This window comes from Streptomyces sp. NPDC088730, assembly GCF_044751215.1.
Taxonomy (GTDB): Bacteria; Actinomycetota; Actinomycetes; order Streptomycetales; family Streptomycetaceae; genus Streptomyces.
Window position 1 is genome coordinate 161,893 of the sequence record NZ_JBIVLK010000010.1, and the last position, 19,975, is coordinate 181,867.

At 70.9% G+C, this 19,975-nt stretch carries 16 protein-coding genes; 4 read left to right on the top strand and 12 right to left on the bottom strand.

Annotated features, from left to right (window positions below):
• Window positions 1-118: 118 nt before the first annotated feature.
• The 5 genes from ACIP89_RS26880 to ACIP89_RS26900 form a co-directional block, all read right to left on the bottom strand.
• On the bottom strand, window positions 119-1,666 hold the full coding sequence (locus ACIP89_RS26880; RefSeq protein WP_073737783.1) for an RNA polymerase sigma factor: 1,548 nt from the start codon (window positions 1,664-1,666) through the stop codon (window positions 119-121).
• Between the two features lie 322 nt (window positions 1,667-1,988).
• On the bottom strand, window positions 1,989-2,873 hold the full coding sequence (locus tag ACIP89_RS26885) for a FadR/GntR family transcriptional regulator (protein WP_401931426.1): 885 nt from the start codon (window positions 2,871-2,873) through the stop codon (window positions 1,989-1,991).
• Between the two features lie 181 nt (window positions 2,874-3,054).
• Complete coding sequence (locus tag ACIP89_RS26890) at window positions 3,055-4,947, bottom strand: ATP-binding cassette domain-containing protein (RefSeq protein WP_402117180.1); 1,893 nt, start codon at window positions 4,945-4,947, stop codon at window positions 3,055-3,057.
• Between the two features lie 315 nt (window positions 4,948-5,262).
• Window positions 5,263-6,027, bottom strand: coding sequence for an NUDIX domain-containing protein (locus ACIP89_RS26895; protein ID WP_401931199.1), 765 nt, complete (start codon window positions 6,025-6,027; stop codon window positions 5,263-5,265).
• A 153-nt stretch (window positions 6,028-6,180) separates the two neighbouring features.
• Window positions 6,181-7,482, bottom strand: a complete 1,302-nt coding sequence (locus ACIP89_RS26900) for a DUF4192 domain-containing protein (protein WP_402117182.1) — start codon at window positions 7,480-7,482, stop codon at window positions 6,181-6,183.
• A gap of 111 nt (window positions 7,483-7,593) precedes the next feature.
• Between ACIP89_RS26900 and ACIP89_RS26905 the strand changes: the two genes are divergently transcribed.
• Both ACIP89_RS26905 and ACIP89_RS26910 read left to right on the top strand, forming a co-directional pair.
• On the top strand, window positions 7,594-9,765 hold the full coding sequence (locus ACIP89_RS26905) for a RecQ family ATP-dependent DNA helicase (RefSeq protein WP_402117184.1): 2,172 nt from the start codon (window positions 7,594-7,596) through the stop codon (window positions 9,763-9,765).
• Between the two features lie 217 nt (window positions 9,766-9,982).
• Window positions 9,983-10,615 carry a hypothetical protein gene (locus ACIP89_RS26910; RefSeq protein ID WP_401931195.1) on the top strand — a complete coding sequence of 211 codons (633 nt, stop codon included), beginning with the start codon at window positions 9,983-9,985 and terminating at the stop codon, window positions 10,613-10,615.
• A gap of 179 nt (window positions 10,616-10,794) precedes the next feature.
• On the opposite strand, the gene ACIP89_RS26915 is transcribed toward ACIP89_RS26910, so the two are convergent.
• From ACIP89_RS26915 to ACIP89_RS26925, 3 genes are all read right to left on the bottom strand, one after another.
• Window positions 10,795-11,415, bottom strand: a complete 621-nt coding sequence (locus ACIP89_RS26915) for a hypothetical protein (protein WP_402117186.1) — start codon at window positions 11,413-11,415, stop codon at window positions 10,795-10,797.
• 60 nt (window positions 11,416-11,475) lie between these two features.
• Window positions 11,476-12,186, bottom strand: a complete 711-nt coding sequence (locus ACIP89_RS26920; RefSeq protein WP_311302839.1) for a ribonuclease HII — start codon at window positions 12,184-12,186, stop codon at window positions 11,476-11,478.
• Window positions 12,187-12,326: 140 nt separating this feature from the next.
• The gene (locus ACIP89_RS26925) at window positions 12,327-12,953 is read right to left on the bottom strand and encodes a TetR/AcrR family transcriptional regulator (RefSeq protein WP_401931190.1); all 627 of its coding nucleotides are present in this window, start codon (window positions 12,951-12,953) and stop codon (window positions 12,327-12,329) included.
• A gap of 236 nt (window positions 12,954-13,189) precedes the next feature.
• Between ACIP89_RS26925 and ACIP89_RS26930 the strand changes: the two genes are divergently transcribed.
• Entirely contained in the window at window positions 13,190-14,743 is a 1,554-nt protein-coding gene (locus ACIP89_RS26930; RefSeq protein ID WP_402117188.1) for an MFS transporter, read from the top strand.
• Between the two features lie 112 nt (window positions 14,744-14,855).
• Here ACIP89_RS26930 and ACIP89_RS26935 read toward each other — a convergent pair whose 3' ends face one another.
• From ACIP89_RS26935 to ACIP89_RS26950, 4 genes are all read right to left on the bottom strand, one after another.
• Complete coding sequence (locus ACIP89_RS26935; protein WP_402117190.1) at window positions 14,856-16,661, bottom strand: DUF4153 domain-containing protein; 1,806 nt, start codon at window positions 16,659-16,661, stop codon at window positions 14,856-14,858.
• 227 nt (window positions 16,662-16,888) lie between these two features.
• On the bottom strand, window positions 16,889-17,785 hold the full coding sequence (locus tag ACIP89_RS26940; protein WP_401931183.1) for an ADP-ribosylglycohydrolase family protein: 897 nt from the start codon (window positions 17,783-17,785) through the stop codon (window positions 16,889-16,891).
• 10 nt (window positions 17,786-17,795) lie between these two features.
• The gene (locus tag ACIP89_RS26945) at window positions 17,796-18,455 is read right to left on the bottom strand and encodes a histidine phosphatase family protein (RefSeq protein ID WP_402117192.1); all 660 of its coding nucleotides are present in this window, start codon (window positions 18,453-18,455) and stop codon (window positions 17,796-17,798) included.
• Window positions 18,456-18,549: 94 nt separating this feature from the next.
• Window positions 18,550-19,155 carry a YdbC family protein gene (locus ACIP89_RS26950; protein ID WP_402117194.1) on the bottom strand — a complete coding sequence of 202 codons (606 nt, stop codon included), beginning with the start codon at window positions 19,153-19,155 and terminating at the stop codon, window positions 18,550-18,552.
• A 229-nt stretch (window positions 19,156-19,384) separates the two neighbouring features.
• On the opposite strand from ACIP89_RS26950, the gene ACIP89_RS26955 reads away from it, so the two are divergent.
• Window positions 19,385-19,921 (top strand): TerD family protein, encoded by a 537-nt coding sequence (locus ACIP89_RS26955; protein WP_401931177.1) that lies wholly within the window; start codon window positions 19,385-19,387, stop codon window positions 19,919-19,921.
• Window positions 19,922-19,975: the final 54 nt, after the last annotated feature.

The window sequence follows — 19,975 nt, forward strand, 5'->3', positions numbered from 1 at the left end:
TCTGTGATGGACCATGCCTACCCAGAGTCATCGCGCCGACGCCGATCCGCACCCCCACATAGGCCGAGGGTCCGCATCCCCATGGGACGCGGACCCTCGTACCGGGTACTCCCCCGACCTAGTCGAGGTAGTCGCGCAGCACCTGCGAACGCGACGGGTGACGCAGCTTCGACATGGTCTTGGACTCGATCTGGCGGATGCGCTCACGCGTCACGCCGTAGACCTTGCCGATCTCGTCCAGCGTCTTCGGCTGTCCGTCGGTCAGACCGAAGCGCATCGAGACCACACCGGCCTCACGCTCGGAAAGCGTGTCGAGCACCGAGTGCAGCTGCTCCTGGAGGAGCGTGAAGCTGACCGCGTCGGCCGGGACAACCGCCTCGGAGTCCTCGATCAGGTCACCGAACTCGCTGTCCCCGTCCTCACCCAGCGGAGTGTGGAGGGAGATCGGCTCACGACCGTACTTCTGGACCTCGATGACCTTCTCCGGGGTCATGTCGAGTTCCTTGGCCAGCTCCTCCGGGGTGGGCTCGCGGCCCAGGTCCTGGAGCATCTGACGCTGCACGCGCGCGAGCTTGTTGATGACCTCGACCATGTGCACCGGGATACGGATGGTGCGGGCCTGGTCCGCCATGGCGCGGGTGATCGCCTGCCGGATCCACCAGGTGGCGTACGTGGAGAACTTGTAGCCCTTGGTGTAGTCGAACTTCTCGACGGCGCGGATCAGACCGAGGTTGCCTTCCTGGATCAGGTCCAGGAAGAGCATGCCGCGGCCGGTGTACCGCTTGGCCAGCGAGACCACGAGACGGAGGTTGGCCTCCAGCAGGTGGTTCTTGGCGCGGCGGCCGTCCTCGGCGATGATCTCCAGCTCGCGCTTGAGCTTCGGCGCGAGCTTGTCGGAGTTCGCCAGCTTGTCCTCGGCGAACAGGCCCGCCTCGATGCGCTTGGCGAGCTCGACCTCCTGCTCGGCGTTGAGGAGCGGGACCTTGCCGATCTGCTTCAAGTAGTCCTTGACCGGGTCGGCCGTGGCGCCGGCGACGGCGACCTGCTGCGCAGGTGCGTCGTCCTCGTCGTCGTCGGAGAGGACGAAGCCCTTGTTCTCGCCCTCGCCCTCCTCTTCCTCGCCCTTGCCTGCCTTGACTTCCTCGGCCGCGTCGTCGCCGTCGAGGGCTTCGTCGTCCTGCTTGCCGGCCTTCTTCGACGCGGTCTTCTTGGCAGCCGTCTTCTTCACGGCGGTCTTCTTGGCAGCCGTCTTCTTGGCTGCCGCCTTCTTCGCAGGGGCGGCCGCGGTGGCGTCATCGGCCACCACGTCCACGGTCTCGGCGGACGGTGCGGCGGTGGCCGCGACGGTCCGCGTCACGGTCGTCTTGGCCGCGACAGTCTTGGTGGCGGTGCGCTTGACCGGGCTCTTGGCTGCGACGCTCTTGCGGGCGCGCTTCGACGGCTCCGCGGCACTGACCATCAGCGTCACACCCTCTTCCTCGAGGATCTGGTTGAGGCTGCGCAGAACGTTCTTCCACTGGGTTGGCGGAATCTGGTCAGCCTCGAAGGCCCGACGCACGTCATCGCCGGCGATCTGCCCATCAGCCTTTCCCCGCTCGATGAGCGCCATCACAGATTCGGACTCGGCGATCTCCGGCGGGAGCGTACGGGATGTGCTGGCCGACACGAACAACCTCTCGGAACGATGGAAACGGCTTCCGGCCCGGCCCCGGAGAGGGCTGAACCGACGACCGTCGGCTGGGAATGTGCCGACGGCGCGGGCTATGCCTCAGAACTGCACAGCACACTGAATGGCTGCTGTATTCCTTCCGCGGCGGTCACCTCTTAAGTCATCGCGCTGTTTCGAGGAGTGTTACGCCCAATCCGCGTGGCCCGAGTCACACCCCATTTCCGGCGAACGCGACCAGGGGCGACATCCCCCCACAATTGTGCCGCCGGACCGCGGGGGCCCGGCGGCACACGGCCGGCACACCCGCGAAGTGCCGCGCTCAGTGCTGCTCGCGCGGCGCCGGCACCACCGGTTCGGCCGACTCCGTCTCCTGTTCCAGCGGGACCGTGAGCAGCTGGCGCATGGCCGATTCGGCGCCGGCGGAGTCACCTGAGGCAAGGGCGTCGACGATCCGCGCGTGATGGCCGAGCGATCCCTCGTTCGGCCGGTCACAACCGGTCACCGGCCCGCCCGAGACGTGCAGGGCGGCGGAGACGATGCCGGAGAGGTGCTCCAGCATGCGGTTTCCGGCGGCCTGGATCAGCAGGGCGTGGAACTCCGCGTCGGCGCGGGCGCAGGTGATCACGTCGCCCTGTCCGAGCGCGTGCCCCATGATCTCGACCATGTCGGCGAGGCGCTGCTGAAGATCATCCCGGCCGTGGCCCGCGGCGAGGCTGGCGGCCAGCGGTTCGATCGTCCATCGGAGCTCGTTCAGCTCACGACGCTGGTCGTCGCGCTGCGGGCCGAAGGCACGCCATTCGATGATGTCGGGGTCGAGCAGATTCCAGTCACTGACAGGCCTGACCCGGGTACCCACATTGGGCCGGGCGCTCACCAGCCCCTTCGCCTCCAGCACACGCAGCGACTCCCGTACGACGGTGCGGGAGACCTCGAATCGCTGCCCGATCTCCTCCGGCACCAGGGGGCGGTCCGCGCCCAGGTCCCCGGAAACGATCATCTGTCCGAGCTGCTGGACAAGTTGGCCGTGCAGGCCTCGGCCACGGCTGGCCGATCCCCGCCGGCCCACCCTGCCGAGCTCATTGTCGGTACCGCTCCAGGAGCGAATGGCGGCACGCTCGCCGGCCGGCGCGTCCGCGTAGGGGTAACGGTCGAGTTCGCCCGAGCCGGCGAGGCCGGAGTCGGCAGTGCGGGCGGCGGTCATCATGGTGTGCGCAAGGGTACTCACGCATCCTTTGTCGGCGCGGCTCAGCCGCCCCTTGAGGTCTTTGGTGAAAAGCACACGAAAGGGTGATCGGCACCCACTTCCCAATTGACGCCTTAGTGGGATAAAACGGGCATTTCAAATGGAGTTGTGAGACTTTTGGCGCTCCGGAGCCGCCGGGCGATCACCAACGCACCCTGCCGCGAACGCTGGTGAACAGATACGCGCAGATGAGAACCGACAACGACAGGGCCAATGCGGTCCCCACGGGTTGGGCCACGACCCTCATCACGGCCAGCACCCACCTGTCCGTCTCGTGCGGCCAGTACGGCCAGGCCAGTTCCCGCAGCCGACCCGGAAGTCCGGCCATCGAACGGGCGGTCGGCGCCTTCGGCACCCGCTGGACGAGGGGAACCATCAGCACCGGAACAGCGAGCACCGCGGCCACACCCGCCGCCGTCACCCGGAAGATTCCGGCGGCCAGCAGTCCGGCCCAGGCGCAGCCGACGGCCAGGCCCGACCAACTCACGCCCAGCGAAATCGCATTCGGGGGGACCCGGATCAAGTCGCCGCCGTACACGAGGTGAAGAGATGCCGCGGAGGCCAGTACGACGAGCAGGGCGAGCAGTAGGGCCACCCCCGCGGACACCACCAGCTTGGCGAGGAGCAGCCCGAGGCGGCGGGGCACGGTGCCGCGGCCGGCGGCGAGCGCGGGATACCGGAACTCGTCGCCGAAGGAGAGCGCCCCGAGCAGCCCGGCGCAGAGCGCGGCGGGCGGCAGCGGGAGCAGGGACGGCCAGGCGGCGAGCACGTCGGGCAGCGGCGCACGGCCGTCTCGGGCGAGCAGTACGGAGATCATGGCCGACGCGACCAGGGCGACGGCCATGATCAGGGCCGTGGTCCTGACCCCGAAGAGGCGGCGCAGTTCGTAACGCACCGGGCGCAACGGACCACGGGCGGGACGCCGTCTGATCGGCGGCGGAAGATCCGGCCCGGCGGCGTTGCGAGCCGGCGCGCCCGCCGCCCTGGCGTGCCCGGCGCCGACGGTAGCCGATCCGTCGCGATCCGATCCGTCGGAACCCGATCCGTGCGGCCCGGTCCGGGCGACCGCTGCCCCGCCGGGCCCGGTCTCGTCCGCCCCGGTCTCGCGGCGGGCGGGACCTGCGGGAACCACGTGGCCGACGACCGGGCCCGTGTCTCCGACCTCGTCCGCGAGCTGGTGGACGGGAAGCCCGTGCCGGAACGCCGTGTCTCCGATCTCCGCGCAGCTGCTGCCGTAGACGGAGAGCCGGCTGCTGCTCGCCTCGGTGACGACCTCGACGGAGCGCCGGGCCGCCCTTGCCTCGCGGCTGACGACCGCGGCGAGCCGGGCGGCGTGCGGGGAACGGACCGCGACGCGGGGGCGGAGCCGGGTGCGCGCGAAGTCGACGACGCCCTGATCCGCGACGAGCCGTCCGCCGTCGATGGACACCACCCGCCCGGCCACCTGCCCGGCGGCCCTCGCGGCCTCCTTGGCGTCGCTGGTGGTGTACAGCACGGTGCCGCCCCTGGCCGCGTGGGATCGCAGCACCCCGTGCAGCCAGTCGGCCTCCCGCGCGTCGAGGCCCTGGGCGGGTTCGTCGAGGATGAGCGTGTGCGGGTCACCGAGCAGCGCGGATGCGAGGGCCAGCCTGCGGTCCATGCCGGGGGAGAGCGAGGCGATGCGCTGGTCACCGAGCCCGGCGAGGCCAACGGTGTCGAGGAGTTCGTCGGCCCTGGACGCCGGTACGCCCGCCGCGGCGCAGAGCATGCGGAGCTGCCCCCGGACGGTACGTAGCGGGTGGCCCGGTACGTCCCCGAGGACCGCTCCCACCTCGCGGGCGGGTTGTGCGACGCGGTGCAGCGCCCTGCCTCGGAAGTACGTGACCCCCCGGCCCGGATCCAGTTCGAGCATCAGCCGCAGGGCCGCGGTCTTGCCGGAGCCCGGCGCGCCCAGCAGGGCGGTGACGTGACCGGAGCCGGCCTCGAACGTGAGGTCGTCCACCGCGGGCGGAAGTCCGCGGTGGCGGGCGCTGGTGAGTCCGATGGCCTGGAGCATCGCTTCTCTCGTACGAGGTGAGACCGCTCGACGGCAGTGCGTACCACAGAAAGATAACCCGACATATCCGACTTTTTGCGCAATGCTGCCTCTGCGGCGTTCCGGCCCCACCTCCGCGCGAACCCCGAACGGCCCGTGCAGCCGCCGTGCAAACACACACCGGCCGTGCGGACACACGCCGGCCGCACGGGAACACATCGGCCGGCCGGGCATGGATCGACCGCACGGGCACCCAGCGCGTACGGGCCTGCCTCACGTGTGCGGGCACGACATCGGCCGTACGGCCGCGGCGGGACTTGCCCCGCCGCAGCGGGTTCAGACCTCGGGCCGGAGCATCGGTGGGTTGAGTACGGTGGCCGCGCCCGACCGGAACAGCTGCGCGGGACGGCCGCCCTGCCTGGTGGTCGTACCGCCGGAGGGCACCAGGAACCCGGGCGTGCCCGTCACCTTGCGGTGGAAGTTCCTCGGGTCGAGCACGACACCCCAGACCGCTTCGTACACCCTGCGCAGTTCCCCGACCGTGAACTCCGGCGGGCAGAAGGCGGTGGCCAGCGAGGAGTACTCGATCTTGGAGCGGGCCCGCTCCACACCGTCGGCCAGGATCCGGGCGTGATCGAAGGCCAGCGGCGCCGGGTGTTCACCGTCGCGGCCGTACCCGTCCTCGGGTCCGAGCAGGTCACCCACAAGTGCCCAGCGGGCACTGTTCGCGTCCCCGCCCGCCCGGGGCGCCGGCAGGTCGGGCGCCAGCGCGAGATGGGCGACGCTGACGACCCTCATCCGCGGATCGCGCCCTGGGGCCCCGTAGGTGGCGAGCTGTTCGAGGTGAGCGCCGTTCCCGACAGCGGGAACCACCGGGTCGTGCGCGGAGAGCCCGGTCTCCTCGACGAGCTCACGCGCCGCGGCGGCTCCGAGATCCTCATCGGCTTTGACGAAGCCGCCGGGCAGCGCCCACCTGCCCTGGAACGGCGATTCACCTCTGCGCACCACCAGCGCGCAGAGCGCGTGACGGCGGACCGTGAGCACGACCAGGTCGACGGTGACGGCGAAGGGCGGGAAGGTCGACGGGTCGTAGGGCGGCATGCCGTGATCATAGTCGTCTGCCTGACGATAAACACTCCCTTCGTCGCGCTCTTCGTCCGTCCCGGCAGCGGCCGGACCGCTCCGAACGCGCTCCGTACCGTGCTCCCCCGCGCCTCGGAGCCCAGGAGCCGGGCACCCTCACCGCGTCCGCCGTCATCGACGGGTCCTGGCACCCCGGCGGCCCTGCGTCCGGGGCAGTCCGGCGCGGCGCCGGTCGGCCGCCGCTCCGGGCCTAGCGGACCCCGGCCGTGTCCGGCGCCGCCCGGCCGCCTGCGCACGCACGGAACGGGCCCCCGCGACCCGTCCCGCGCCGCGGCCACGCCGTACTGTCCTGGTGGCGCGTTCGCCGCGCAGACAGCGTCGGAGTGTCTCCGGATCGAGGCCCTGGTTGCAGGCCTCGTGCAGCAGCTGGGCGAAGGTGTACCCGGGATCCAGCCGCAGAGCGAGGCCCAGCGCGACCCTCGCGGCCGGCTCGTCCCCGGTGGACCAGGCGACCCAGCCCGCCAGGGTCAGCGGAGCCGCCGCGTGCTCCACATACGGCGCGACACAGCGGCGTGCCAGCGCCCGCCACAGCCTCAGCGCGGACTCGGCCTCGGGCCCCTCCATCCACTCGGCGGCCCTGTCGCGGGTCTCCCGGTCCTGGAGGCCGAGAATCACCGCGGCGGCCTCCTCGTGGCTGATCAGCCGGTCGTCGTTGAGGTCGGACAGCGAGGGCATCGCCGCCGGTGCCTCCCCGAGGCGCTTCATGAGCTGCCGGGCGAGCCTCAGCGTCGATCCTCCGACCTCCTTGCGGCCCTCCTCGTCGAGAAGCTTCGGCAGCAGCGCGGATCCTGCGCGGTCGAGCGCCTGCTGCTGCCCGCTGCTCGCCGTAGCCGCCGGGGGCGTCAGCCTCGCCTCCATCTCGCGCAGTGATCCCCGTACTTGAACGCCCGCGTAGGTGGCTGCCGCTGCCATGACCGAGGTGCCGGGCACGGCCAGCGGGGTGCCGTCGGCCGGGCAGCACCGGGCGTCGGGGCAGCAGTAGGACCAGTAGCGGTCCTCGGAGATACAGAGCGCTTCGAGCACCGGCACGTCCAGTGCTCCGCAGGCGGTGCGCAGTCGTTGGGCGAAGGGCCGGAGCCGCTCCATGATCTGGTTGCCGGTCTCTCCGTCCGCCGGATCCTGGCAGAGGAAGACGACGATCGCGTCGGGCCGGTCGCCACGCCGCTCACTCCCCTTGATCAGGCATTCCGCGAGCTGCTCGGCAACCGACGGCCACTCCTGCGCGGACTGCGGAATACCGAGCCTGAGCCGCCCGCCGAAGCGGCCCCGGCCACCGTGCAGGGCGACCATGACCACGCTGTCGTTCGGATGGAATCCCATGAGATACGGGAGGGCGTCGGCCAGCTCGGCCGGGCCTCGCAGGGTGATCTGCTGCTCGTCGGAGGGACCAGTGGATTCGTGGTGCTTGTTCATGGGATGACGGTCTCGTGCCGGTCAAGAATCCGCGACCCCCTGTGGATAAGTTATCCACAGGGGCAGCGGGGGTGTTCGCGGTTTGTCGTACCCATCGGGTTGCATGGGGGCATGACCAACGCAGACCGCGCAGAGCTCAGGGCTTCGGCCGACTCCGTACTGGCCCGACTCGTCGGGGACGCCTCCGGCACCGCCCGGCTGCGCGAGGATCAGTGGCGAGCCATCGAGGCACTGGTCGCCGACAAGCGCAGAGCGCTGGTCGTCCAGCGGACCGGCTGGGGCAAGTCCGCCGTGTATTTCGTCGCCACCTCACTCCTGCGGGCGCAGGGCAGCGGCCCGACCGTCATCGTCTCGCCCCTGCTGGCGCTGATGCGCAACCAGGTCGCGGCCGCGGCCCGAGCCGGTATCAGCGCCCGCACGATCAATTCGTCCAACACCGAGGAGTGGGACACCGTCCAGGCCGAAGTGGCCGCCGGAGAGGTGGACGTGCTGCTGGTCAGCCCCGAGCGGCTCAACAATCCGGACTTCCGGGACCAGGTCCTGCCCAGACTCGCCGCCGCGACCGGACTGCTCGTGGTCGACGAGGCGCACTGCATTTCCGACTGGGGCCATGACTTCCGCCCCGACTACCGGCGCCTCCGGACCATGCTCGCCGAGCTGCCCTCGGGCGTACCGGTGCTCGCGACCACCGCCACCGCCAACGCCCGCGTGACAGCGGACGTCGCGGAGCAGCTGGGCACCGGAGCGGGTACGGACGCCCTCGTGCTGCGCGGCCCGCTGGACCGCGAGAGCCTCAGCCTCAGCGTGCTGCAGCTTCCCAATGCCGCCCACCGGCTGGCCTGGCTCGGCGACCACCTCAAAGAGCTGCCCGGATCGGGGATCATCTACACCCTGACGGTCGCCGCCGCGGAGGAGATCACCGCCTACCTGCGCCAGTGCGGGCACACCGTCGCCTCCTACACCGGCCGTACCGAGAACGCCGACCGGCAGCAGGCGGAGGACGATCTGCTGGCCAACCGTGTCAAGGCGTTGGTGGCAACCTCCGCGCTGGGCATGGGATTCGACAAGCCCGACCTCGGATTCGTCGTGCACCTGGGCTCGCCCTCCTCCCCCATCGCCTATTACCAGCAGGTGGGCCGTGCGGGCCGAGGTGTCGAACACGCGGAGGTGCTGCTGCTTCCCGGCAAGGAGGACGAGGCGATCTGGCAGTACTTCGCCTCGGTCGCCTTCCCGCCGGAGGAGCAGGTCCGGCGCACGATCGACGTCCTCGCCCAGGCGGGCCGCCCGCTCTCGCTGCCCGCCTTGGAACCCCTGGTCGACCTGCGGCGCACGCGGCTGGAGACCATGCTCAAGGTCCTCGACGTCGACGGGGCCGTCCACCGGGTCAAGGGCGGCTGGGTCGCCACGGGAGAGCCCTGGATCTACGACACGGAACGCTACGCCTGGGTCGCCCGTCAACGGGCCGCCGAGCAGCAGGCGATGCGCGACTACGCCACGACGGACGGCTGCCGGATGGAGTTCCTGCGCCGCCAGCTCGACGACGAGGAGGCGACCGCCTGCGGGCGCTGTGACAACTGCGCCGGCGCACGCTTCGACCAGGCCGTCTCCTCGGCCGCGCTGGACACCGCCCAGGGTGAGCTCCGCAGGCCGGGTGTCGAGGTGGAGCCGCGCAAGATGTGGCCGACCGGTCTCGCCGCGGTGGGCGTCGATCTCAAGGGCCGTATCCCCGCAGGGGAGCTGTCCGGTACCGGACGCGCGCTGGGTCGGCTGTCCGACATCGGCTGGGGCAACAGGCTGCGCCCCATGCTGGCGCCGCAGGCACCGGACGCACCGGTGCCCGACGATGTGGTCGACGCGGTGGTCACCGTGCTGGCCGACTGGGCCAAGGGGCCCGGCGGCTGGGCGTCCGGCGCGGCGGACGCCGTGCCCCGGCCGGTCGGCGTGGTCACCATCGCCTCGCACAGCAGGCCGCAGCTCGTCCAGTCGCTCGGCAGCCGGATCGCGGAAGTCGGACGGATGCCCTTCCTCGGCAGCGTCGGCCATGCCCCGGAGGCCGACGGGATCCGGATCTCGCAGACCAACAGCGCGCATCGTGTCCGGGCACTGCACGAGACGCTCGTCGTGGGAACCGAGCTGGCCGAGGCCCTGACGCGGGCACCGGGCCCCGTGCTGCTCGTGGACGATCTCTCGGACACCGGATGGACGCTCGCCGTGACGGCCCGCTTGCTGCGACGGGCCGGCGCTGACGCGGTGTTTCCGCTGGTCCTCGCTGTCCAGGCGTGACAGGTGGCGTCAGCCGGGGCCCGATTGGGCAGGGATATCCGTGTCATTCCGGCTGATTGCCGTCAGCCGCGCCAATTGCTCGTTGCCGCCTGCCGATACGCCAGGGAGAATTGCACTCGCTCCCCGCACAGTTCTTTCGCGGCCCGGAAGGGCTGTGCCGCGGCGCGCCCTCACCCGACCCTGCCCGCATCGTGGGCGCGTATGCGAAGGGAGGACCGTGACCTTCGGATTCGCTCCGTCCGCAGCCACTTCCATGTCGGCAGCCGCCGACTCCGCCAACCGCCTTGCCCGGATACTCGAACCGGCCGAGTGGGCCGCGGCGGGCATACCGCTGCTGCGCAGCCCGCGCGAGGTCGTCAGCGGCCTGCACGCCAGGCACCGGCCGACTCCGGCGACCGCCGTCGTAGCCGTGCTCGATCACGAGGAACGCCTGACAGCCAGTGCCTCGTTCGCCCGCCGCTCGGTGACGGCGGACGGCTGGGAATTCCGTAACTCACTGCTGGCGCATCTGCGCCGGGTCATCCCGCACGATCTCCGCCGCCGTACTCCCGTCCGTACCGCAGTGCTTCTCTACTGCCGCGAGGGGGACGAGCGCTGGACGGAGGAGGACGGGGCGTGGATGTGGGGCCTGCGGGACGCCTGCACCCTGCACGGCCTGAGGTGCGGCGCGTACATCACGCTGACCACCGGCGGCTGGCAGGTGCTGGGCGAGGGCAGGGGCGGTCGTCGCCCCAGCTCCACCTCTCGTCCGGCGGCTCTCGCGGACACCGCGCTGGACCAGGATCCGGGCGCCCCGCCGCGCACCGGCGGCGGCGTGGCCCAGGCACTGCACCGCAGCGTGGCCCGCTGACCCCGCCGGCCGGTGGCCCCGGCCGCCCTCGCAGGCGGCCGGGTCACCAACACAGGTGGGGTCACCAACCGGCAGGGTCACCCAACAGGCGGGCGTACCGCAGCCCAGGTCGCCGCAGAACGGGCTCACCACGGGCCGGGGCTGGGCCCATCAGCCACCCCGGCCCGTTCGTGCTGCGGTCAGACGCCCGCGCCGAGCACCGCGTTGACCTGCTGCGGGTCACCGCAGACGATCAGCAGCGCTCCGGCGCTGCGCCGCGCGGTGGCAAGCGCACGGGTGACGGCTTCATCGACGGCACCGTTCACCGCGATGATCACCACCGGCCGGGGCTTCACCCGGTCGACGGCTGCGGCTCCGGCGAAGAACACGTCGTCGCCGGCTTCGTGCTGGGCCCAGTAGGCGGCCTCGCCGAAGGACAGCTCATGTGTTGCCCACGGGTGTTGCTCATCCGTGGTGAGCACCAGGATGTCGCCCGGCGCCCGACCGGAGTCGAGCAGCAGGTCCACCGCCTCGTCGGCGGCGGCGAGCGCGCCGTCGGCGGGGGCGGGGATCAGCTGGAGCTGCGGCGCGGAACGGTTCTCCGGCACGGCGGCCCGGGGCCGGACGGGGGCAGGGTGCGGGCGCTGCGCCGGGGGCGCTGGCCGCGCGGGGCCGGGACCCGGACGACCGGGGCGCGGCATGGCCGCTGTACGCGGGCCGGGTACGGGACGAGGGGTCGACGCGGCGCGGCCGGTGGCCGGAGTGGCGCGGGGACCCTGGGCGCTCTCGTGAATCTGAGGCTCCTCGGGGATGAGAGGCATGGGTGGTTGTCTATCAAACGCTGGCGCACAAGCCGTCAGCGGGTGGGTACGTGTGTGCGATCAGAAGTCGAAGCCGAGCTGGCCCCCGCTTTCCAGTGCGGCCGCCTCGGCGGAGAAGCGGACCTTCTTGAGGTGCTGCCACCTGGGCAGCGCGTCGAGGTAGGACCACGAGAGGCGGTGGTGGGCCGTTGGCCCCCGCTCCTCCAGTGCGGCCCTGTGCACGGGGGACGGGTAACCGGCATTGGCACCGAACGCGAAGTCCTCGTACTCACCGGATTCCGCGCCGAGTTCGGCCATCACCGTGTCCCTGCGGACCTTCGCGATCACCGAGGCCGCCGCAACCGCCACACAGGACTGATCGCCCTTGATGACGGTACGGACCTGCCAGGGCGAGCCCAGGTAGTCGTGCTTGCCGTCGAGGATCACCGCGTCCGGGCGCACCGGCAGCGCCTCCAGGGCGCGGACGGCCGCGAGCCGGAGAGCGGCGGTCATCCCGAGTTCGTCGATCTCCTGCGGTGAGGCGTCACCGAGTCCGAAGGCGGTGACCCATCGCTCCAGCAGCGGCGCGAGCTCCGCGCGGCGCTTGGGGCTGATCAGCTTGGAGTCGGTGAGTCCGGCGGGCGGTCTACGGAGACCGGTGACGGCGGCACACACGGTGACCGGACCCGCCCACGCTCCGCGCCCGACCTCGTCGACACCGGCGACGGTCCTGGCCCCGGTGGTGGCGCGCAGTGAGCGCTCGACGGTGTGCGTGGGTGGTTCATACGGCATGGCGCCAGCAAGCGTACGCCGATGCGGCAGCCGGGAACACCCCGGGGCGCGTGCCGGCCGCCGCCGTCCGGCGCGGCGCCGCCGGACCGGTCACGGCACCTCCGCCGGGAGCGACCCGGAACCGCGCCCGGCGAGGGCCTTCAGCGGGCGCCGGAGCGGAAGAACGGCATCGCGACCTGATCGATCAGCTCAGCGATGTCGCCGTCATTCCATTCGCTGCCGCACACCTTGCTGCGATACATCATCATCGCGGGGATCACGTCGAAGGCCAGCCCGCACAGAGCGTCGGGGCGCACCTCTCCCCGGTCGACCCCACGGCTCACCACTTCCCGGATGAGCTCGGTCGACGGCGCGATCACACTGTGGAGGATCACCGACTGGAACCGTTCGGCCGTGCTCGCGTCACATTCGTGAAGGACCGAGCGCAGCGCGGTGCCGGACTTGGAGAGCATGCCGTCCCGCAGCGTGCGGCACAGCTGATAGAGGTCGTCACGGATGTTGCCCGAGTCGGGCGCATCCCCCATCGGCGGCAGCGCGCGGCGCAACGCGTCGGCGACCAGATCCTCCTTGGACGGCCATCGCCGGTAGATCGCCGCCTTCCCGGTCTGGGCACCCGCCGCGACACCCTCCATCGTGAGCCCGTTCCAGCCGACCGTGCTCAGCCGCTCCAGCACGGCTTCGAGGATCGCGTTCTCCAGCACGGAGCCCCGGCGGCGAAGGGACACCACCGGCGGCCGGGCGGCGGCTGCCGATCGCGAAGTATCCATGAGTCTCTCTCCATCGAATCGGGTTCGCCGCGCCCGCTCCGGCCGGGCAGGCACGGCGGAACAGGGCGGCATGCGGAAGCCGGACGGGACCGAGCGGTCCCCGGCCGGGGCGGCGGTGCCGGACATGACCGGGCGGCAGCGGACTCAGTGAACGCTTACGTTCACTGAGGGGATTCACTACCGTTACCGGAACAGTGAACGGATCCGTTCACTAATTCACTTGCGGGGGATCCATAGTGACAACCTCTCAGTTAGAAGCACGGGACACACCGAGCCAGGCACGGCGGCAGGGCCGCCCAGGTATCGCCCTGACCGTCATCGCCGCCTGTCAGTTGATGGTTGTGCTCGATGCCACGATCGTCAACATCGCACTCCCGCACATCCAGAACGCCCTGAGCTTCTCGACCACCGATCTCTCCTGGGTCCTCAGCGCCTACACACTCACCTTCGGCGGGCTGCTGCTGCTCGGCGGGCGGGCCGGGGACATCCTCGGCCGGCGCAGGGTCTTCATGGCCGGAATCCTGATCTTCACCCTGGCCTCGCTGCTCGGCGGATTCGCCCAGGAACCCTGGCAGTTGCTAGCGGCCCGCGCACTCCAGGGCATCGGCGGCGCGATCGCCTCACCGACCTCACTCGCCCTCATCACCACCACCTTCCCGGAGGGTCCGGAGCGCAACCGCGCCTTTGGGGTCTTCGCCGCCGTGTCGGCGGGTGGCGGTGCGGTCGGCCTGCTGGCGGGCGGAATGCTCACCGAATGGCTGGACTGGCGCTGGGTCTTCTTCGTCAACGTACCGATCGGCGTCCTGATCGCCGTACTCGCTCCGCTGTACATAAACGAGTCGCAGAGGCACCCGGGCCGCTTCGACATGTCCGGAGCGCTGACCTCGACCCTGGGCATGGCCTCGCTCGTGTACGGGTTCATCCGGGCGTCGGAGGAAGGCTGGAGCGACGCCCTCACACTGAGTTCGTTCGGCGCCGCGGTCGTACTGCTCGCCTCGTTCGTCCTCATCGAGATGCGCGCCAGGGAGCCGATCACCCCGCTGCGGATGTTCGCCGACCGCAACCGCTCCGGAACGTACGTCATCATGCTCAGCCTGTCCGCGGCCATGCTCGGCATGTTCTTCTTCATCGTGCTGTTCGTGCAGAACGTACTGGCCTACACACCGATCCAATCGGGCCTCGCCTTCCTGCCCGTGGCCGTCGCGATCGCCACGGGAGCCGGACTCTCGCAGCGGCTGCTCCCGGTCCTCGGACCGAAGCCCTTCATGGTCACCGGCTCGGCGCTCACCGGTGTGGGTCTCGGCTGGCTCACGTTCATATCCTCCGACAGCGGCTATCTGTCCGGGGTGCTGGGACCGATGATGTTCTTCGGCGTCGGCATGGGGCTGAACTTCGTGACGCTCACCCTCACCGCGGTCTCCGGCGTCGCCCAGCACGAAGCGGGAGCGGCGTCCAGTCTGCTCAACGCGAGCCAGCAGGTGGGTGGTTCGCTGGGGCTCTCGATCCTGGTCACCGTCTTCGGCACGGCGAGCCGCAACGAGGCGGAGAAGCAGGTCCCGCAGTTCCTGGCGAAGGCTTCGCCCGAACAGAAGGCGGAGTTCGCCCGGACGCACGAGCTGCCGGGGAGCTGGGGACACCAGGTGCTCGCCCAGGGCATCTCCACCGCGTTCATCGCGGCGGTGGCCATGGCGGCCCTCGCCCTGCTCACCGCGGCTCTGGTGATCCGGGTACGCAAGAGCGATCTGGACGCGCTCAGCGGCAAGGCGTCGACGGGAGGAGCGGCCGTGTAGCGCCCACCCGCACACCGTCCTTACGGACGCGGCCTGTCCGGCCGGCCGGGCAGGCCGCACCCTGGGGATCAGCCGGGGGGCAGCCAGGGATCAGCCGGTGGCCGGCCGGGGATCAGTAAGGGTCGTACGGATCGTACGAGTCACTCACACCGGCCCCGTCGCCGCCTCGCCCGTTCCCCATGTCTCCCGACCCCAGATCCTGGCAGTTGCGCACCCGCGCACCGGGATCCCAGTCACCGAGAATGTCCCGGGCCCGCGCCTCACCCCAACTCGTCGCGTACCAGGGCGCGTCCGAGCCTCGTAGTGCCCGCTGGATCTCTTCGAGGGCGCACGAGCGCAGCGGCTCCGGCAACGTGTCCAGGGCCGGCACGGCATCGGCGGAGAGGCCGCGGAGGTACTGAATGTCGATCGTGTGATGGTCGCCGTACCGCTGGACGTTCTGTTCGGCGATCAGTCCGTCCGGTGAGACCAGTCCGAAGGCCAGCACGCCGACGGCGGCACTCGCGGCGACGGCGCGCGGAAGCATCTTCGCGCCGAACACACCGGCCGCCATGATCAGGAGGAGGATCACGCCCAGCCAGAGCTCGACCGCGGCCACGGAGATGCGGAGCCGGGTCAGACCATAGGCGTCGACGTACAGATCCATGCGCCGCAGCGCGGAGGCGACGACGACGAGGGTGAGCAGACACAGCGTGCCGAGCACGGAGCGCACGAGCGTACGGTCGCGTGCTCCGCCGCGCGGTGCCCAGCGGAGTGCGAGGGCGATGACCAGCAGCGTGAGGACGGTGGCCCAGAGCAGTTGCCAGAAGCCCTCGCGGGCGTACTGGGCGTAGCTGAGACGGGTCTCGGCCATCACCTTGTCGTAGCCGCCGAGCAGCACCGTGAGCTGGATGGCGAGGAAGCCGGCGAAGAGCAGGTTCAGGACGATCAGCGGCAGCGCCCACTCCACCCGCCCGCGTGCCGGGCCGGAAGGTACGGTCAGCGCGTCCCAGCGCACCGGGGCGGCGGCGGTGTACGCGGCCGCGAGCGCCCCCACGAGCCCCAGCGCGGCGAGGAACAGCCGCCACGGGCCCTCCCCCACCGACACATCGGGGAACAGGCTGCCCAGTACGTCGGCGAACGCGGCATCGGCGCTCGCGAAGAGCGCCCCGAACACGATGAGCAGCACGACGGCGGCGGCCGTGGAACGGAACGCGACGCGCCAGCGCCCGCGGGAGCCGGCCATCCGGTCGCGTACCCCGTGGACACCCCAGCCCAGCGAACCCGCGACGGAGGTGAGCAGTCCCAGCGAACCGAGGAAGATCCCGAGCCAGCCCCGGCTGCCGTGCAGCGCGAGCGAACCCACCGCCACGGCGGACACGACGGCGAGGAAGACCGGCCAGCCCGCGTCGCGGAGTGCCGGGACGGCGAGGAGCGCGAGGCCGCCGACGGCCCAGACCGCGGTCCACGGGCGCAGCCGACGGCCGGCCGCCCGTGCGGCGAAGTACGCGGCGAGCGCCGCGGGGACCGCCACGACGAGCAGGTTCAGGCCGATCCCGTCACCGAGCAGCAGGGCACTGAGCAGCGCGGTCGCCAGGACGGACCAGAGAGTGGCCGCGGGGACGGGCCCGGGTGCGGCGGGGCGGATCCGGCTGAGCTCCGAGGGCGTCTGCTTTCCGCCGTGCGCCCAGTGCGAGGGTGGCTGCCCTGGGCGCGGCTGCCGCGCGTAGGCCGGGACCTTCGGCGGCTCCTGAACGGCGCCGCGCTCGTCGGGTCCGGCGGAGCCCGGCCTACCGGACCGCGCGGGCGCCGGAACCGGCTCCGACGTCCGCACCCCGGCCGGCACCGGCTCGGGCGTTCGTGCCTCGGCCGGTCCGGGCTGATCCGCCGGCTCCGGCGCATGCTCGGGCCGGGACGATTCTGCTCTGTGATCGGACATGGGACCCCTCCCCACCGAGGTCCGCCCACGCGAGCCCTGGGCAGCGCGCGGCGCCCCGGCGTCTCTTTCGGTGCGCACCCGTCGTAATGATCACCGAGGGCGGCGTGGCCGAAAGAGTAACCCCCCGTTACCGTCGTCGGCCGAAGGGGGAAGTGCTGTGGCAGTACCGTGACAGTCCGGTACGGCGCGTCGCTTCTGCCGCGCGTCCAGCCCGGCAGCCGGGTCCGTTACGCCGCCATCCAGTCGGGCAGCCGTTCCGTCCTCGCGGTCCAGTCCGCCGGTGGTGCACCGGCCGCGCCCGCCGCGACCACCCCGCCGACGATCGCGCAGGTCGTGTCGACGTCTCCGCCCGCCTGTGCGGTCACCCAGAAGGCCTGCTCGAAGTCGCCGAGACTGCGGGCCGCGGACCAGAGGGCGAAGGGGACGGTGTCGTGTGCGCTGGTGCGACGGCCGTTGCCGAGCACCGCGGCGACCGTTCCGGCGTCGCGGTAGTCGAGCATGTCGCGGGCCCTGCGCAGACCCGCACCGACCGCGCTGCGCGGTACGAGCGCGATGACGCCGTCGAGGAGGTCGGTCGGCTTCGGCGGGCCGGTGGGCGACGCGGCGAGCGAGGCGGCCGCTGCCACGGCCATCGCGCCGACGACCGCTTCCCGATGCTGGTGGGTCGGGTAGGAGGAGATCTCGGCCTGGTGCGTGGCCTGCTCGGGGTCGTCCGCGTACCAGGCACCGAGCGGGGCGATGCGCATCGACGAACCGTTGCCCCACGATCCCTGGCCCTGGAACAGCGCGGAGGCCAGCTCCCGCCAGTCCCCGCCTTCGCGGACCAGTCTGAGCAGGCGGTTCACGGCGGGACCGTAGCCGCGGTCGAAGTCGTGGTGCACCGCGAAGGAACGGGCGAGCGCGTCCTGATCGATGCGGTCGTGCTCGCGGAGTACGGACAGGACCGAACAGGCCATTTCCGTGTCATCGGTCCACTGCCAGGGCCCCGGGGGCAGGGAGCGGTCCTTCAGGAGCGGATAGTTTGCGGGCACAAAGAACTGTGAGCCCAGGGCGTCTCCCACGGAGAGGCCTCGCAGGCTGGCAAGGGCGCGTTCGAAGCGCTGGTCGGAAGCCGATTCGGTCATCGGTTCCACTCTATCCGGTGATGCCGTACGGCTCAGGGGTGCGCCAGCGCTCGAACGGCCGGTCAAGTGTGTAGCGCCCGTCCTTGCCGAGCACCAGCGTCCGGGATTCGCCGTTGCCCGGATTCGAGAGGGATTCGAATTCGGCCACGGACCAGTGGAACCAGCGCATACAGAACAGCCGCATGGTCAGACCGTGGGTGACCAGCAGGACGTTCGGTGGGTGGTCCGGGGCCTCGAAGCTCCGGTGCAGGCTCTCCAGGAAGGCTCCCACCCGGTCGTACACATCGGCCCCGGACTCGCCCTGCGCGAAGCGGTAGAAGAAGTGCCCGTAGGCGTCCCGGTACGCCTTCTGCAGCTTGACGTCGTCCCGTTCCTGCCAGTTCCCCCAGTCCTGCTCGCGCAGCCGGGGTTCCTCCCGCACTCGCACGCGTTCGAGGTCGAGGCCGAAGGACCTGAACGTCTCGTGCGTTCGGCGGTAGGGCGAGACGTACACGCTGACCTGCTCGCCGTCGAAGAGTTCGCGCAGCCGCACTCCGGTCTCGCGGGCCTGCCGCAGCCCTGTCGAGGTGAGCCTCAGCGCATGATCGGGCTCACGTTCGTACACCGTGTCGTCGGCATTGCCCTCGGATTCGCCGTGGCGGACGAGGACGATGCGTTGCGGTCTTGCCATGTACCGACCCTAAGCGTTGTCCCTCGGCCGCCGCGTTCGAGCGGCTGACCGGATCTCGGCCGTCGGGCGGAACGGGTGTGACGCGAGTCTCCGCTCACACCGTCCACGAAGGTTCGAGCTGCACGACGTCACCGGAGAGCGCCGCCACGTCGTCCTCGGTCTGCGCCCGCTGCGCGAGCCGTTCGACGCTCCCCGCCCGGTATTTGCCGCGTTCCGCGCTCGATTGCCACATGGAGAGGACCAGGAACTCGTGGCCCGGCGCCTCTCCGAAGACTCCTCGCAGCATCCCCGGCGATCCGGCCATCGCCGGATTCCACACCCGCTGCTGCATCTGCGCGAAGTGCTCGACCCGGTCCTCGTGCACCCTGCTGTGCGCCACCCTGAGCACGTCCGCGTCGGTGAACCCGGGTTCGAAGCCGGTCTTCACGTCGAAGCGGTACTCGAACAGCTTGACCTGTATGTCGTTGCACGTTCCCGACTGCGCTGCGGCCAGGGCATCGTGCCCGCGTGCCATGAACGAGTCGTAGAAGACCCGGTTCTCCCAGAACGCGAAGACGTGCGCCACCTCCGGCCGGCCACGGCTCCAGCCACCGCCCTGCCCCCTGAACCCCGGCTCCCCCAGCAGCCCCGCCCATTTGCGCTGCCCCCGCTCGAAACCGCGACGGTCGACCACATTGCAGCGAATCCACTTGACCAGCACGGCCCCATCGTACGGGCGAGGGACGTGGCGCGGGTCACGCTCTCCCGGAGTGCACCGGAAACGGCCGCGCGACGGTCCGCCGCGGCGGCTTCCGCACCGGGCCGCCCGGTCCCCGCGGTGGCCCGATTCCGACGGCCCTGGCCAAGCCGGTTGGTTTCACCGACGGTTACGGAGATGATCTGGTGATAGAGCCGGGGCGACGGCCCCACGGGCGAAGGAGGGAAGTCCGATGAGCACGCCCAACAAGGACATCGAGAAGGTCGAGGTGAGGGTCAAGTGGGACCCCAGCCCTCACGGCGATCCCCCCAATGACCTCGACATCATCGCGGCGACCTACTCGACCGAGGAGCCGTACGGCAGCCCCGCCTACCTCGTCCACTTCGACAGCCGTGCGCCCGACGGCACGATCACGCTCGACCGGGACAGCCGGACCGGTCAGGGGCTGGGGTTCGACGAGGTGATGACGCTGGAGCTGGACCGGCTGTCGGAGTCGTACACCCGGGTCATCGTCGGTGTGGCCATACAGCAGCGCGACGGCCACAAGACCTTCGACGCCGTGGAGAACACCGCCGTACAGGTCCGCGAGGGCTACGACATCCTGGCCGAGAACGACTTCTCCGCGGTCGGCGGCGCGACAGCGGCCGTCGTCGCCGAGTTCGTCCGGGACACCACGGGAGCCTGGCAGTTCCACGACACGGTACGGGGCTTCGACGGCGACGCCGACTCGTTCGCCGCGACGATGGGGAACCGCCCGACCGGAGTATGACGCTCCGGATATAGGACGGGGCGGGAAGATCTCCGAGAAGATCCTCCCGCCCCG

What these genes read in the sequence shown, in the direction of transcription:
- ACIP89_RS26940 (WP_401931183.1), bottom strand. Translation starts at nt 17,785, where the DNA reads ATGACCGAATCGGCTTCCGACCAGCGCTTCGAACGCGCCCTTGCCAGC.
- ACIP89_RS26900 (WP_402117182.1), bottom strand. Translation starts at nt 7,482, where the DNA reads ATGAACAAGCACCACGAATCCACTGGTCCCTCCGACGAGCAGCAGATC.
- ACIP89_RS26955 (WP_401931177.1), top strand. Translation starts at nt 19,385, where the DNA reads ATGAGCACGCCCAACAAGGACATCGAGAAGGTCGAGGTGAGGGTCAAG.
- ACIP89_RS26925 (WP_401931190.1), bottom strand. Translation starts at nt 12,953, where the DNA reads ATGGATACTTCGCGATCGGCAGCCGCCGCCCGGCCGCCGGTGGTGTCC.
- ACIP89_RS26905 (WP_402117184.1), top strand. Translation starts at nt 7,594, where the DNA reads ATGACCAACGCAGACCGCGCAGAGCTCAGGGCTTCGGCCGACTCCGTA.
- ACIP89_RS26920 (WP_311302839.1), bottom strand. Translation starts at nt 12,186, where the DNA reads ATGCCGTATGAACCACCCACGCACACCGTCGAGCGCTCACTGCGCGCC.
- ACIP89_RS26895 (WP_401931199.1), bottom strand. Translation starts at nt 6,027, where the DNA reads ATGCCGCCCTACGACCCGTCGACCTTCCCGCCCTTCGCCGTCACCGTC.
- ACIP89_RS26915 (WP_402117186.1), bottom strand. Translation starts at nt 11,415, where the DNA reads ATGCCTCTCATCCCCGAGGAGCCTCAGATTCACGAGAGCGCCCAGGGT.
- ACIP89_RS26945 (WP_402117192.1), bottom strand. Translation starts at nt 18,455, where the DNA reads ATGGCAAGACCGCAACGCATCGTCCTCGTCCGCCACGGCGAATCCGAG.
- ACIP89_RS26890 (WP_402117180.1), bottom strand. Translation starts at nt 4,947, where the DNA reads ATGCTCCAGGCCATCGGACTCACCAGCGCCCGCCACCGCGGACTTCCG.
- ACIP89_RS26885 (WP_401931426.1), bottom strand. Translation starts at nt 2,873, where the DNA reads ATGATGACCGCCGCCCGCACTGCCGACTCCGGCCTCGCCGGCTCGGGC.
- ACIP89_RS26935 (WP_402117190.1), bottom strand. Translation starts at nt 16,661, where the DNA reads ATGTCCGATCACAGAGCAGAATCGTCCCGGCCCGAGCATGCGCCGGAG.